Origin of the sequence: Lysobacter brunescens, assembly GCF_042677005.1 — a bacterium.
Taxonomy (GTDB): Bacteria; Pseudomonadota; Gammaproteobacteria; order Xanthomonadales; family Xanthomonadaceae; genus Lysobacter_I; species Lysobacter_I brunescens.
On record NZ_JBHTIF010000001.1, the window covers coordinates 1,080,364 to 1,093,370 of the forward strand.

General features: G+C 66.7%; 14 protein-coding genes. 9 read left to right on the forward strand and 5 right to left on the reverse strand.

What is annotated here, in order from left to right; translation table 11 throughout:
• Positions 1–36: 36 nt before the first annotated feature.
• Positions 37–255 carry a hypothetical protein gene (locus ACFQ0E_RS04585; protein WP_386822506.1) on the forward strand — a complete coding sequence of 73 codons (219 nt, stop codon included), beginning with the start codon at positions 37–39 and terminating at the stop codon, positions 253–255.
• 69 nt (positions 256–324) lie between these two features.
• Complete coding sequence (hemF, locus tag ACFQ0E_RS04590) at positions 325–1,266, forward strand: oxygen-dependent coproporphyrinogen oxidase (protein ID WP_386822507.1); 942 nt, start codon at positions 325–327, stop codon at positions 1,264–1,266.
• 91 nt (positions 1,267–1,357) lie between these two features.
• Here hemF and ACFQ0E_RS04595 read toward each other — a convergent pair whose 3' ends face one another.
• Both ACFQ0E_RS04595 and polA read right to left on the reverse strand, forming a co-directional pair.
• On the reverse strand, positions 1,358–1,837 hold the full coding sequence (locus tag ACFQ0E_RS04595; protein ID WP_386822508.1) for a DUF421 domain-containing protein: 480 nt from the start codon (positions 1,835–1,837) through the stop codon (positions 1,358–1,360).
• 411 nt (positions 1,838–2,248) lie between these two features.
• On the reverse strand, positions 2,249–5,038 hold the full coding sequence (polA, locus tag ACFQ0E_RS04600) for a DNA polymerase I (RefSeq protein ID WP_386822509.1): 2,790 nt from the start codon (positions 5,036–5,038) through the stop codon (positions 2,249–2,251).
• A gap of 113 nt (positions 5,039–5,151) precedes the next feature.
• Between polA and ACFQ0E_RS04605 the strand changes: the two genes are divergently transcribed.
• A complete protein-coding gene (locus tag ACFQ0E_RS04605; protein ID WP_386822510.1) occupies positions 5,152–5,454 on the forward strand; it encodes a DUF2782 domain-containing protein in 303 nt (100 codons plus the stop codon).
• Positions 5,455–5,765: 311 nt separating this feature from the next.
• Entirely contained in the window at positions 5,766–6,884 is a 1,119-nt protein-coding gene (locus tag ACFQ0E_RS04610) for a type I restriction endonuclease (RefSeq protein ID WP_386822511.1), read from the forward strand.
• A gap of 24 nt (positions 6,885–6,908) precedes the next feature.
• Here the strand turns inward: ACFQ0E_RS04610 and ACFQ0E_RS04615 are convergent, their stop codons facing one another.
• Entirely contained in the window at positions 6,909–7,631 is a 723-nt protein-coding gene (locus tag ACFQ0E_RS04615; RefSeq protein ID WP_386822512.1) for a ComF family protein, read from the reverse strand.
• Between the two features lie 49 nt (positions 7,632–7,680).
• Here ACFQ0E_RS04615 and bioB point away from each other — a divergent pair, with 49 nt between their 5' ends.
• From bioB to bioC, 5 genes are read left to right on the forward strand one after another with little or no spacing between them, the layout of a single operon-like run.
• Positions 7,681–8,730, forward strand: coding sequence for a biotin synthase BioB (gene bioB, locus ACFQ0E_RS04620; protein WP_386822513.1), 1,050 nt, complete (start codon positions 7,681–7,683; stop codon positions 8,728–8,730).
• 26 nt (positions 8,731–8,756) lie between these two features.
• On the forward strand, positions 8,757–9,974 hold the full coding sequence (gene bioF / locus ACFQ0E_RS04625; protein WP_137853706.1) for an 8-amino-7-oxononanoate synthase: 1,218 nt from the start codon (positions 8,757–8,759) through the stop codon (positions 9,972–9,974).
• A complete protein-coding gene (locus tag ACFQ0E_RS04630) occupies positions 9,971–10,354 on the forward strand; it encodes a DUF7079 family protein (protein WP_386822514.1) in 384 nt (127 codons plus the stop codon). The genes bioF and ACFQ0E_RS04630 overlap by 4 nt, the downstream gene beginning before the upstream one ends.
• 8 nt (positions 10,355–10,362) lie before the next feature.
• Positions 10,363–11,160: a pimeloyl-ACP methyl ester esterase BioH gene (gene bioH, locus ACFQ0E_RS04635; protein WP_386824029.1), complete on the forward strand. Its 798-nt coding sequence runs from the start codon at positions 10,363–10,365 to the stop codon at positions 11,158–11,160.
• 21 nt (positions 11,161–11,181) lie between these two features.
• Positions 11,182–12,105, forward strand: coding sequence for a malonyl-ACP O-methyltransferase BioC (bioC, locus tag ACFQ0E_RS04640; protein ID WP_386822515.1), 924 nt, complete (start codon positions 11,182–11,184; stop codon positions 12,103–12,105).
• A gap of 127 nt (positions 12,106–12,232) precedes the next feature.
• On the opposite strand, the gene ACFQ0E_RS04645 is transcribed toward bioC, so the two are convergent.
• Together ACFQ0E_RS04645 and ACFQ0E_RS04650 are read right to left on the reverse strand one after the other, a co-directional pair.
• Complete coding sequence (locus ACFQ0E_RS04645) at positions 12,233–12,595, reverse strand: phage integrase N-terminal SAM-like domain-containing protein (RefSeq protein WP_386822516.1); 363 nt, start codon at positions 12,593–12,595, stop codon at positions 12,233–12,235.
• Positions 12,596–12,739: 144 nt separating this feature from the next.
• The gene (locus ACFQ0E_RS04650; protein ID WP_386822517.1) at positions 12,740–13,003 is read right to left on the reverse strand and encodes a hypothetical protein; all 264 of its coding nucleotides are present in this window, start codon (positions 13,001–13,003) and stop codon (positions 12,740–12,742) included.
• Positions 13,004–13,007: the final 4 nt, after the last annotated feature.

The window sequence follows — 13,007 nt, forward strand, 5'->3', positions numbered from 1 at the left end:
CCTGGGGCAGCCCGATGAAAGAGGACACCGATCACAATGAGTTGGGAATACCGCGTCATGAAGGTGGATGGCCAACACGCCATCCATGAAGTGCATTACGAAGGGGATGATCGTGCGATGCCGAAGACGTATTCGATTCATCCCGCATATCCTCGTGGTGAAGATCTCGCCGATCTCCACGAAGATATTCAGCGCTACCTCGAAGCCCTGACGCTGCCTGTGCTCATTCCAGATGATTTCCCTCGATCGGAATGAAATCCTTCTCGGATTCCAGTCCTTTCCTGCACATGATCGACAACGCCGCACCACCATGAGTCCTCGCCGATGACCGACCACACCGACCCCGTTGCTCCGCAAGAAGATTTCCTTCGTGTCCGCGACTACCTCACCGGCCTGCAGGACCGCATCTGCGCCGCGATCGAGGGCGCGGACGGCGCGGCGACGTTCCGCGAAGACCTCTGGCAGCGCGCCGAGGGTGGCGGCGGGCGCACGCGCATCCTGCGCGATGGCGCGGTGTTCGAGCAGGCGGGCATCGGCTTCTCGGATGTGTCCGGCACCAAGCTGCCGCCGTCGGCGACCGCTGCGCGGCCGGAGCTGGCCGGGGCCTCGTGGCGGGCGGTCGGGGTGTCGCTGGTGTTCCATCCGCGCAACCCGTACCTCCCGACCACCCACGCCAACGTCCGCCATTTCCGCGCGTTCAAGGACGGCGAGACCGTGGCCTGGTGGTTCGGCGGCGGGTTCGACCTCACCCCGTTCTATCCGGTCGACGAGGACGTGCGCCACTGGCACCAGGTCGCGCGCGACCTGTGCGAGCCGTTCGGTGGACAGGCGCGCTATGACGCCCACAAGAAATGGTGCGACGAGTACTTCTTCCTCAAGCACCGCAACGAGACCCGCGGCGTCGGCGGCCTGTTCTTCGACGACCTGCACGAGGACTTCGAACGCGACTTCGCCTACCAGCGCGCGGTCGGCGACGGTTTCCTCGACGCCTACCTGCCGATCGTCGAACGCCGCCGCGACACGTCGTACGGCGAGCGCGAGCGCCAGTTCCAGCTCTACCGGCGCGGACGCTACGTCGAGTTCAACCTGGTCTTCGATCGCGGCACCCTGTTCGGCCTGCAATCGGGCGGCCGCACCGAATCGATCCTGATGAGCCTGCCGCCGCTGGTCCGCTGGGAATATGGCTACAACCCGGACGCGGAGAGCGACGAGGCGCGGCTGGCCGACTATCTGGCGCCGCGCGACTGGCTGGCGGAGCTGGGTTGAGCCGACCTGCGCCCTTGTAGAGCGGAGCTTGCTCCGCTCTTGCCTCTTCCGGGAAAGCCCGAGCGGAGCAAGCTCCGCTCTACACGTCGTCTCAGGCCTCGTCCGCCAGCAGGATGCTGATCCGCCCGTTGGTCTCCAGCGTCGCCAGGCGGATCTTCTCGATCTCGCTGCAACCGGTTTCGCGCATCGCTTCGAGGAAATCGCCGTTGCTCACCAGTTCGCGCCTGAGCACGTCGCGGAACACCTTGCCGTCGCGCGCCAGCACCACCGGCTGGCCTTCGACCAGCGCCCGCGCCTGCGGGTGGCGGGCCACGACGAACGCGACGAGGTAATTCAGGCCGATCAGGCAGCTCGCCAGCAGCGCGGCGCCGAGCAGTGAGTTGTCGCCACCGTTGAGGCCGTTCTGCACCGCGTTGCCGATCAGGATCAGCAGCACGAGGTCGAATGGCGTGAACTGGCCGACCGCACGTTTGCCCGACGCCCGGATCAGCACCATCACCAGCGCGTACACGATCACGGCGCGCAGCACGAAATGCCACCAGGGCGCGGACAGTTGCAGCAGATCGGACATGGTGGCGTACCGGCCGGGAGACTTCGCACAGTCTCCCGGCCGGCCGCACAAATAAAAAGCCCCGCAGGTGGGGGAACCGGCGGGGCTTGGAACGGGACTTGGGGAGAGTCGTTCGTTCCGGGGGTCACCCCAGGGGAGTGGGTGACCTGCGACGGACGTTGCATCCGTCGCGAACAAGTTGACCACGATTCGGCCGGAGAGTTCGTAAAGAATTCGCTCAGAAGGCAGACGAATTCAGGGTCGATTTAATCCGCATGCAGCGGATATTCAGTTTCGCGGAAAAATCGCGGGAAAACCTGTCTGAAACAACAGGTTGGACCCTGTCGAAAGTCACAGGTTGTGCAGTTCCGCTAACCGACTCGCTGCATGCGCAATCGCGGAAAACAGCGTTCCGCAGGTGCATCCGCAACGTCAATGCGCCTCGTCCCAGTTGTCGCCGACGCCGGCGTCGATCACCAGCGGCACGCGCAGTTCCGCGGCCGCCGCCATCCTTGCTTTGACTTCCGGAATCAGCGTGTCGACGAAATCCGCATCGCACTCGAACACCAGTTCGTCGTGCACCTGCAGCAGCATCTTCGCCTGGTCGGCATGGTCGGCGATCCAGCCGTCGATGGCGATCATCGCGCGCTTGATGATGTCGGCGGCGGTGCCCTGCATCGGTGCGTTGATCGCGGCGCGCTCGGCGCCAGCGCGCAGGCCCTGGTTTCTGGCGTTGATGTTGTCCAGGTACAGGCGGCGGCCGAACACGGTCTCGACGTAGCCGCGCTCGTGCGCCTCCTTGCGGGTGCGCTCCATGAAGTCGCGCACGTCGGGATAGCGGTTGAAGTACAGGGCGATGTAGTCCTGCGCCTCGCCGCGGCCGATGTCGAGCTGTTTGGCGAGGCCGAATGCGCTCATGCCGTACATCAGGCCGAAGTTGATCGCCTTGGCGGCACGGCGCTCGTTGCCGCTCACCTCGTCCAGCGGCTTGCCGAACACCTCGGCGGCGGTGGCGCGGTGGATGTCGGCACCGGCGGCGAAGGCGCGCAGCAGGCCGGCATCTTCGGACAGGTGGGCCATGATCCGCAGTTCGATCTGCGAGTAATCGCAGGCTACCAGCTTGCGGCCCGGCGGCGCGATGAAGGCCTTGCGGATGCGGCGCCCGTCCTCGGTGCGGATCGGGATGTTCTGCAGGTTCGGGTCGTTCGACGACAGGCGACCGGTCGCGGCGCCGGCCTGGTGGTAGCTGGTGTGCACGCGGCCGGTGTCGGGATTGACCATCTCCGACAGCTTGTCGGTGTAGGTGCTGCGCAGCTTGGCCAGGCCGCGATATTCGAGAATGATGCGCGGCAGCTCGTGCTGGTCTGCGATGGCCTCCAGCGCTTCCTCGTTCGTCGACGGCTGGCCGGTCGGGGTCTTCACCAGCGCCGGCAGCTTCAGTTCGTCGAACAGCAGCGCCTGCAGCTGCTTGGGCGAGTCGAGGTTGAAGGTGCGCCCGGCCAGCTCGGTGGCCTTCTGCTGCGCGGCGAGCATGCGCCGCGACAGGTCCGCACTCTGCCGGCGCAGTTCGTCGGCGTCGATCAGGATGCCGTTGGCCTCCATCCGCGCCAGCACCGGCACCAGCGGCACCTCGATCTCGCGATACACCTTCTCCAGCGACGGCTCGGTCGCCAGCTTCGCCGACAGCACGCGATGCAGGCGCAGGGTGATGTCGGCGTCCTCGGCGGCGTAGCGCGCGGCGTCGTCGATCGCGACCTCGGCGAAGGAGATCTGCTTGGCGCCCTTGCCGGCCACGTCCTCGAACTTGATGGTGTCGTAGCCGAGGTAGCGCTTGGCCAGCGAGTCCATGTCGTGGCGCGTGGCGCTGGAGTTCCAGATGAAGCTCTCCAGCATGGTGTCGTCGGCATAGCCGGCCACGTCCACGCCGTGGCGGCGCAGCACGTGCAGGTCGTACTTGCCGTGCTGGCCGAGCTTGCGGTGTTTCGCGCTTTCCAGCAGCGGGCGCAGTGCGTCCAGGGTTTCGGCCATCGGCAGCTGCGCCGGCGCGCCGGGATAGGTGTGGCCGACCGGGATGTAGCAGCCGTTGCCGGGTTCGGTGCTGAAGCTCAGGCCGACCAGGTTCGCCTGCATCGCGTCGAGCGCGTCGGTCTCGGTGTCGAAGGCGAATTCGTCGGCGGCGTCGAGTTTTGAGACCCATGCGTCGAGCTGCGCGCGCGTGGTCACGGTGTCGTAGTCGCCCTTCGCCGACAGCGCCGGGTCCGGCGCTTCGTCCGCGCTGCCGGTCGCGGCGCGCGCGTAGCCGGCGGCCGTGCTGCGCAGGCCGGCGCGGTCGGCGGCGGCTTCCGCAGCGGCTTCGCCGGCCGGGTCGCCGCCCAGTTCCTTCAGCGCCTGGTTGAAACCGTAGCGCGCGTACAGCCGGCGCAGGTCCTCGACGTGGCGCTCGCGCAGCGCGAGGTCGGCTGGGCCGACGTCCAGTTCGACATCGGTCTTGATTGTGGTCAGCTGCTTGTTCAGCGGCAGCCGGTGCAGCGCTGCGCGCAGGTTCTCGCCGAGCTTGCCCTTGAAGCCGTCGGCATTGACGATGACGCTGTCGAGGTTGCCGTATTCGCCCAGCCATTTCGCGGCGGTCTTCGGGCCGCACTTCTCGACGCCGGGAATGTTGTCGACGCTGTCGCCCATCAGCGCCAGCAGGTCGACGATCTGGTCGGCGCGCACGCCGAACTTCGCCATGACCGCCTCGTCGTCGGCCATGCGGCTGCCGGTCATGGTGTTGACCAGGGCCACGCCCGGGCGGACGAGCTGGGCGAAATCCTTGTCGCCGGTGGAGATGGTGACCGTCATCCCGGCCTCGGCGGCGCGCAGCGCCAGCGTACCGATCACGTCGTCCGCCTCCACGCCGGGCACGCGCAAGATCGGAAAGCCCAGCGCCTGCACGATCTCCATCATCGGCTCGACCTGCGCGCGCAGGTCGTCGGGCATCGGCGGTCGGTGCGCCTTGTACTGCGGGTCCAGTGCGTCGCGAAAGGTCGGGCCGGAGGCGTCGACGACGAAGGCGAGGTAGTCGGGCTGCTCCTTCAGGTGTGCTTTGAGCATGCTAAGCACAACATGCAGAGCGGCAGTCGGGAAGCCGTCCGGAGCAGTGAATTCGCGTCCCTGCGCCTTCATGGCGTGATAGGCGCGGAAGAGGTAGGCGGAACCGTCGATCAGGAGGAGTCGTTTCATGCCGGGATTCTACCCCCCACGCTTCCGGGACAGGCGTGAAGCGGGACGGCGGCACGGTGGGTTCACGCCGGGCGACGTATGATCGAACCACATCCCCCACGCGGAGCACCCTCATGCGCACGACGCCGATCCTGCCGATCCTGCTGCTGCCGCTGTGCCTGTCGCTCGCCGCCTGCGCCACCACCGGCGGCGCCGATACCGCCGACGTGCAGATCCCCGCCGATGCCGTCGCCACCACCCGCAACCAGCCCAATGGCGACGTCATCACCGAATATCGCGTCGCCGGCCAGCTGCGCATCGTCCGCATCCAGCCCGCGCGCGGACCCGCCTACTTCCTGCAGGACCGCAACGGCGACGGCCGCCTCGACGACGAGACCGGCACCTCGCAGGTGTACTTCAAGCTGTTCGGGTGGTGAGTCAGGCGGCAGCATTGTAAAAGTTTCGTTGCGAGCGGCCCGTTTCCGGAATCTCCGTGAACGCCGCGTCTTGATCAGCCGCTCTTTCACGGGCTCAGCTCTGATGAAACCATGAGGCGATCTCTCGCGGTGCGTGGGCTTCTCGTCGCGCTGTCTCGCAGGCGTCCCGCTCAATCCCGTGGTGCGTTGCGGGGCCTTGATTCGCTTCTTGATTTGACGCCAAATTCTCCGTCGTGCGCGACGAGATGCGCACCTGCCTGGACTGTTCAACGGAACGATCCAGCATCACATTCGACAGGGGAGTTGAAGTCATGGATTTCGTGGATCAATTGCGCGTGCTGTCCTCCAGGATTGCGAGCACAAGGAATGTCGTTCAGACCGAAGAGGCGACCAAGAATGCAATGGTCATGCCCTTCATCCAGATACTCGGTTACAACCCGTTCGATCCGTTCGAGGTCACGCCTGAACTCGTGGCTGACGTGGGTACCAAGAAAGGTGAAAAGGTCGATTACGCGATCCTCAGCGACGGCAAGCCGATCATCATTTTCGAATGCAAGAAGGCTGGCGATGATCTCAACATCAGCCATGCAGGACAGCTTTTCCGCTATTTCCATGTGACTTCCGCCAGATTCGGCGTCCTGACGAACGGCATCGTCTATAAGTTCTTCACAGACCTCGAACAGCCCAACAAGATGGACGAGAAGCCGTTCTTTGAATTCAATATTCTTGAGTTCAAGGACAAGGACGTGGATGAGCTGAAGAAGTTCGCGAAGTCGGCATACAACCTCGACAACATTCTAGCGACAGCGAACGATCTGAAGTACACCCGAGCCATCCAGAACAAGATCGAGGAATGGATGGTGAATCCCCCGGAGGAATTCGTCCGCCTCGTTTCTGCGGATCTCTTGGCAGGCAAGCGATTCACCCCTGTGGTAAAGGACCAGTTCACTGCGATATCGAAGCGTGCCTTCGAGCAATTGATCGGTGAAAAGATCAATGCCCGACTCAAGGGTGCGATGACGCCGGATGCATTGCCTGTGCTGGTCGCTTCCAGGGCCGTTGACCCGCAGGAAAAGCCGTCAGAAACGATGGCGTCAGAACCCCAGCTTGTAACTTCTTCCGAAGAGCTCGAAGGATTCTATGCAGTGCGTGCGATGTTGAGAGACATTGTCCCGTCCAGGCGTATCTTCATGCGCGATGCGCAATCGTATTGCGCTGTGCTTTTTGACGACAACAATCGAAAACCCATCTGCCGACTGAGGTTCAACAACAGGCAGAAGCTCCGTTTGGGGGTTTTCAAGGAAAACAAGGAAGAGGAAATCCTGCCTCTGGATTCTGTCGACACCATCTTCGACTATCAGGATCGATTGAAGGCGACAGTCTTGGCATACATACAGAATCCGGAAGCCTCTGCCGAGGCAGCGCCATAAGACCACGCATTCTCCTGGGTTCCCTCACGCCACCCGCGCGCACACCCAGGCATCCACCCGGGTGACGCCGGCGCGCAGCAGCGTCTCGGCGGCGGCGTGCAGGGTCGCGCCGGTGGTCATCACGTCGTCGACCAGGGCCACGTGGGCCGGCAGCGACACCCCGGGGCGGACCGCGAACGCACGCCGCAGGTTGCGCCGCCGTGCCGGGGCGTCCAGGCGGGACTGCGGCGCGGTGTCGCGGGTGCGTAGCAGCGCGCGGTCGAGCAATGGCAGGTCCAGCGCCTTCGCCAGTGGCCGGGCCAGCTCCAGGGCCTGGTCGAAGCCGCGTTCGCGCAGCCGGGCGGGGTGCAGTGGGAGGGGGATGAGGGCGTCGGGCCGGGGCGCCTCGGCCAGGGCCTCGGCCATATGCAGGGCGCAGGCGCGGCCGGCGGCGAGGTCGCGGTGGAATTTCAGACGGGGCAAGAGGCGGTCCAGCGGCGGCGCGTAGCGGAACGCCGCCCGGGTCTCGGCCAGCGGCGGCGGCCGGCGCTGGCAATGCCCGCAGGCCGGGGCAGGGGCTGGGAGGGGCAGGGCGCAGCGCGGGCAGGCGCAGCGGTTCCACGGCAGTTCGCGCACGCAGGCCGGACAGAGGTCGTCGTTGCCGGCGCGTTCGCCGCAGACGAGGCATCGTGCTGGCCACAGGCGGTCGAAGGCGGCGCGCAGGCGGGCCCAGGGGCTCGATGCGTCAAGGTTGACAGGGCTGGACATGCTTTCCAGACTGCCGGTCCCGCTTCGCTGTGTCTGTCAGGAAACCCCGATGTCCGTTGTCAGTGCTTCCGGCCCCCTGCGTCACGACTGGAGCCGCACCGAAGTGGAGGCGCTGCTCGCGCAGCCCTTCCCGGTGCTGCTGCACCAGGCGGCCGAAACGCACCGGGCGAACTTCGACCCCGCCGAGGTCCAGGTCAGCACCCTGCTGTCGGTGAAGACCGGCGGCTGCCCCGAGGATTGCGCCTACTGCCCGCAGGCCCAGCGCTACCACACCGGGGTCGAGGCCACGAAGCTGATGGACACCGACGCCGTGGTCGAGCGCGCGAAAGCCGCCAAGGCCGCCGGCGCCTCGCGCTTCTGCATGGGCGCCGCCTGGCGCTCGCCGAAGGACCGCGACATCCCGAAGGTCGCCGACATGATCCGCGAGGTGAAGGCCCTGGGCCTGGAGACCTGCGCCACCCTCGGCATGCTCAGCGGCGAACAGGCCACGGCGCTCAAGGATGCCGGCCTGGACTACTACAACCACAACCTCGACACCTCGCCGGAGTTCTACGGCGACATCATCAAGACCCGCGAGTACCAGGACCGCTTGGACACCCTGGCCCATGTCCGCGATGCGGGCATGAAGACCTGCTGCGGCGGCATCGTCGGCATGGGCGAGACCCGCCGCCAGCGCGCCGCCTTCCTGCAGACCCTGGCCAACCTGCCGGCCCATCCGGACTCGGTGCCGATCAACCGACTGGTCCAGGTCGAAGGCACGCCGCTGCACGGCACCGCCGAGCTGGACCCGTTCGAATTCGTGCGCACGATTGCCGTCGCCCGCATCCTGATGCCGAAATCGATGGTCCGCCTGTCCGCCGGCCGCGAGAGCATGAGCGACGAGCTGCAGGCCCTGTGCTTCCTGGCCGGCGCGAACTCCATCTTCTATGGCGAGAAGCTGCTGACCACCGGCAACCCGGACACCGAGCGCGACCTCGCGCTGTTCGAGCGCCTGGGCCTGCGGCCGATGCAGGTGGTCGAGACCAGCGGCACCGTGCACGCCGACATCATCGAATCCCTGCCGGCCGGCGACGCGCCGACCTGCACCCGCGCCGCCTGACCGCACCGCACGACCGAGCACAGCCCATGAGCCGCCCGCGCCTCACCGACCGCATCCTCGCCGCCCGCGTGCAACGCACCCTGCAGGGGCGCGAGCGACAGCGGCGCACGGTCACCCGGCGCGACGGCGTGCGCTATGAGGTCGACGGGCGCTGGCTGACCAATTTCAGCGGCAACGACTACCTCGGCCTGGCCCAGCACTTCGCCGTCGTCGATGCCCTGCAGTCCGCCGCCGGCCGCGACGGCGCTGGCAGCGGCGCTTCGCACCTGGTCTGCGGCCACCACGCTGCGCACGAGGCGCTGGAGAAGGAAATCGCCGACTGGCTGGGCGCGCCACGCGCGCTGCTGTTCGGCAGCGGCTACCTCGCCAACCTCGCGGTGCTGCAGGGCCTGCTCGGCGAAGACGATGTCTGCGTGCAGGACCGCCTCAACCACGCCAGCCTGATCGACGCCGCGCGCCTGTCCGGCTGCAAGCTGCGCCGCTATCCGCACAACGATGCCGAAGGCGCGCTGCGCCAGCTGCGTACCGTGCCCGACGGCGCCGCCATCGTCGCCACCGACGGCGTGTTCAGCATGGATGGCGATGTCGCGCCGCTGCGCGAACTGTCGCTGGTCGCCAAGGTCCAGCACGCCCTGCTGTACGTCGACGACGCGCACGGCATCGGCGTGGTCGGTGCCGAAGGCCGCGGCTGTGCGGTCGATGCCGGCCTCGCCCCGGGCGATGTCCTGCAGCTCGCCACCCTGGGCAAGGCGCTGGGCGGCTATGGCGCCTGCGTGGTCGGCAGCGAGGACATCATCGGCCACCTCGCCGAGACCGCTCGCCCCTACATCTACACCACCGCGCTGCCGCCGGCGCAGGCCGCCGCGACCCTCGCCGCCGTGAAGCTGGCCCGCCGCGACCACTGGCGCCGCGAGAAGCTGCAGAACCTGATCGGCCATTTCCGCCAGAACGCCCAGTTCCGCGGCCTGCAGCTGCTGCCGTCGACCACGCCGATCCAGCCGCTGATGTGCGGCGAGGAAAAGCGCGCGCTGGCCCTGACCACCGCGCTGGAAGCCCAGGGCTTCTGGGTGCCCGCGATCCGTCCGCCGACCGTGCCCGACGGCAAGGCCCGCTTGCGCATCACCCTGTCCTCGCTGCACACCCAGGCCGAAGTCGATGCCCTGGTCGATGCGTTGAGCTGGGCGCGCGATGCGGTCGAGATGGGCTACGGCAATGCCGGTGCTTCCGGCGCCGCGGTGGCATGAGGCCTGCACTGGCGGCGACCGACGATCTCGACGCGCGCATTCCGGTCTGGGTCGCGCTGTCGGAGCTCTATCTCGATACGGATGTCCGCTTCTTCCACGACAGCGTCGCGCGCGTGCTCGCCGCATCGCCCTATCCCCTGGACGAACTCCAGCGGATCCTCCTCGATGAGGTGCATCCCGCGCTGCATGCCAACCTGTTGCAGGTGGCCGGCGAATGGGCGGGCTTCGATGACGCATGGCTGGTCGAACACGTGCAGGCCGTGCGCAGGCGTCCGCTGTGGCTGCGTCGGCTCACGCGCCTGTCGTCCGGCATGGTCCGTGAGCACTGGCGCGCGCTCGAACCGATGATCCGCAAGGCCCGCAACGCATCCTGCGCATGAACGACTCCCTGCACATGACCGTCAGCGGCGACGGCCCGCCCCTGGTGCTGATCCATGGCTGGGCGATGCACGGCGGCGTGTTCCACGCGCTGGTCGATCGCCTGCGCGATCGCCACACGCTTTACATCATCGACTTGCCCGGCCACGGCCTGAGCCGCGACGCCGCCATACCGCTCGAATTCGATGCCGTCTGCGACGCCATCCAGGCGCAGGTGCCGGTCGCGCCGTGGATCGGCTGGTCGCTCGGCGGCATGTTCGCCCTGCACGCCGCCGTGCGTCGTTCTGCGGAAACGCCCGCGCGCGTGCCGGCGCTGGTCACCTTGTGCAGCAGCCCCTGCTTCGTGCGCGGCCCCGACTGGCGCTTCGGCGTCTCGCCCGAGATCTTCCGCGACTTCGCCCAGGGCCTGGCCGACGACTATCGCGGCACGCTCGACCGCTTCGTCGCGCTCGAAGCCTTCGGCTCCGATCATGCGAAGGACGAGCTGCGCGAACTGCGCGCCGAACTCTTCGCCCGTGGCGAACCCGCCGCACGCGCGCTCGTCGACGGCCTGCGCATCCTCGAAACCACCGACCTGCGTCCGTTGCTGCCGCAGCTGCGCGTCCCCAGCCTGTGGATCGCCGGCCGCCGCGACCGCCTCGTCGACCCGCGCGCGATGCGCCTCGCCGCCGCGACGATCGAACAGACGAGCCCGGCGTACGCCAGCTTCGTCGAGATCGAACATGCCGGGCATGCGCCGTTCCTGACCCATGTGGACGAGGTGGTCGCGGCGCTGGACGGTTTCCTCACCGAGCACCTGCCGCAATGAGCGCGCAGTGACCACGCTTCGATGAACCAGCTCTTCGACCCCCGCCAGGTCCGTCGCGCCTTCTCGCGCGCGTCCGCCAGCTACGCCGATGCGGCGAAGCTGCAGCACGAGGTCGAAGCGCGCCTGCTCGAATCGCTCGATTTCTACGAGGAAGGCCGCGCCGCCGACGCGAAGGCGCCGTCGGTCGTCGTCGACCTCGGCTGCGGCCCCGGCAGCGCCGCGCGCGCGATGCAGCAGCGCTGGCCGAAGGCGCGCGTGCTCGCGCTCGATCTCGCCTTGCCGATGTTGCAGCAACAGCCGGTGGAAGGCGGACTCGCGCGCACGCTCGCACGCGTCGGCCTCGGCCAGCGCACGCCCGAGCGTATCTGCGCCGACGCGCGCGCATTGCCGCTGGCCGACCACAGCGTCGACCTGCTGTTCTCCAACCTCTGCCTGCAGTGGGTCGAAGACCTGCCGGCGGTGTTCGCCGGCTTCCGCCGCGTGCTCAAGCCCAACGGCATGCTGGTCATGTCGACCTTCGGCCCCGACACCCTCTACGAACTGCGCAGCGCCTTCGCCGAAGCCGACGCCGTGCCGCACGTCAGCCCCTTCGCCTCGATCGCGCAGGTCGGCGACGCGCTGATCGGCAGCGGCTTCCGCAACCCCGTGCTCGATCGCGACGAGCTCGTCACCCGCTATCCCGACCTGCCCGCGCTGATGCGCGAACAGCGCGCCATCGGCGCCACCAATGCCCTGCACGCGCGCCGGCACACCCTCACCGGCAAGACCCGCTTCGCCGCCGCCGCCCGCGCCTACGAACAGTTCCGCCACGGCGACCAGCTGCCCGCCACCTGGGAAATCGTCACCGCCGTCGCCTGGGCCCCGGAACACGGCGTCCCGATCCGCGAAGGCGGCGAGGATGTCGCACGTTTTCCGGCGAGCGGGATTCCGGTGCGGCGGCGGTGAGTTCACCCCGTCCCGCGTAGGGTGCAACCGCTGCAGGCGATTGCGCCGGATGAGTCTCACCGAACGATGGACTCAACGCCGCACCCGCATCATCGATTCAGTACATGCGTGCAGATCTGCGCCGTGGTCACATCCTTGTGACCACGGCAGCTCCGGCATGGAGCGGATGTTCGATCCCGATTCGAGCAGGTGCGTCGCGAAGCAATGTCGCAACGTGTACAGCCAGATCACTGAGGAATCCTTCGACCTCTGCGCCGCCTGATTCACGAGCATGTCGCAGGTCATTGCAGCGAATATCGCGGCGAATCCAGTGCGAATTCGCCTGTTCCGTGCGCAAGCTGTAGCGCTTCATACGCAATCGTCTGCAAACATCTTCCAACAACTCTGGCGGTTGCTGGCCGAGATCGGCCCTGCCTATGACGGTATCGGAGTCTGCGGACGGCATTAGGCTGCAACCATGCGGGATAACACCGCCATCTTGCGGATTCACACAAACGGTTCTGTCGGCGAAAGCCGTTGATCTGTATAGGAAAATCCTGATTGACGGTGGCCGGCAGCCATGGGCAGAATCAGTGCTACGCCCCTAATTGGGGTCTAATCGTAGTTAGCGTGCATTTGATAGTTCGTCGATCTCTCACGGGAGGAAGTAGAAATGCCTAATCGCGATGGACAGGGAAACGATGCTGATCGTGGTGGCCATGTAGACCGCGGCGGTCATGTAGATCGTGGCGGTCATGTAGATCGTGGCGGTCACGTGGATCGTGGCGGTCACGTGGATCGTGGTGGTCACGTGGATCGTGGTGGTCACGTGGATCGTGGTGGTCACGTGGATCGTGGCGGTCACGTGGATCGTGGCGGTCACGTAGATCGTGGTGGTCACGTGGATCGTGGCGGTCACGGAG

Bases quoted from the DNA above. Each gene is read 5' to 3' on its own strand.
- ACFQ0E_RS04585 (WP_386822506.1), top strand. From the start codon at position 37: ATGAGTTGGGAATACCGCGTCATGAAGGTGGATGGCCAACACGCCATC.
- hemF (WP_386822507.1), top strand. From the start codon at position 325: ATGACCGACCACACCGACCCCGTTGCTCCGCAAGAAGATTTCCTTCGT.
- ACFQ0E_RS04595 (WP_386822508.1), bottom strand. From the start codon at position 1,837: ATGTCCGATCTGCTGCAACTGTCCGCGCCCTGGTGGCATTTCGTGCTG.
- polA (WP_386822509.1), bottom strand. From the start codon at position 5,038: ATGAAACGACTCCTCCTGATCGACGGTTCCGCCTACCTCTTCCGCGCC.
- ACFQ0E_RS04605 (WP_386822510.1), top strand. From the start codon at position 5,152: ATGCGCACGACGCCGATCCTGCCGATCCTGCTGCTGCCGCTGTGCCTG.
- ACFQ0E_RS04610 (WP_386822511.1), top strand. From the start codon at position 5,766: ATGGATTTCGTGGATCAATTGCGCGTGCTGTCCTCCAGGATTGCGAGC.
- ACFQ0E_RS04615 (WP_386822512.1), bottom strand. From the start codon at position 7,631: ATGTCCAGCCCTGTCAACCTTGACGCATCGAGCCCCTGGGCCCGCCTG.
- bioB (WP_386822513.1), top strand. From the start codon at position 7,681: ATGTCCGTTGTCAGTGCTTCCGGCCCCCTGCGTCACGACTGGAGCCGC.
- bioF (WP_137853706.1), top strand. From the start codon at position 8,757: ATGAGCCGCCCGCGCCTCACCGACCGCATCCTCGCCGCCCGCGTGCAA.
- ACFQ0E_RS04630 (WP_386822514.1), top strand. From the start codon at position 9,971: ATGAGGCCTGCACTGGCGGCGACCGACGATCTCGACGCGCGCATTCCG.
- bioC (WP_386822515.1), top strand. From the start codon at position 11,182: ATGAACCAGCTCTTCGACCCCCGCCAGGTCCGTCGCGCCTTCTCGCGC.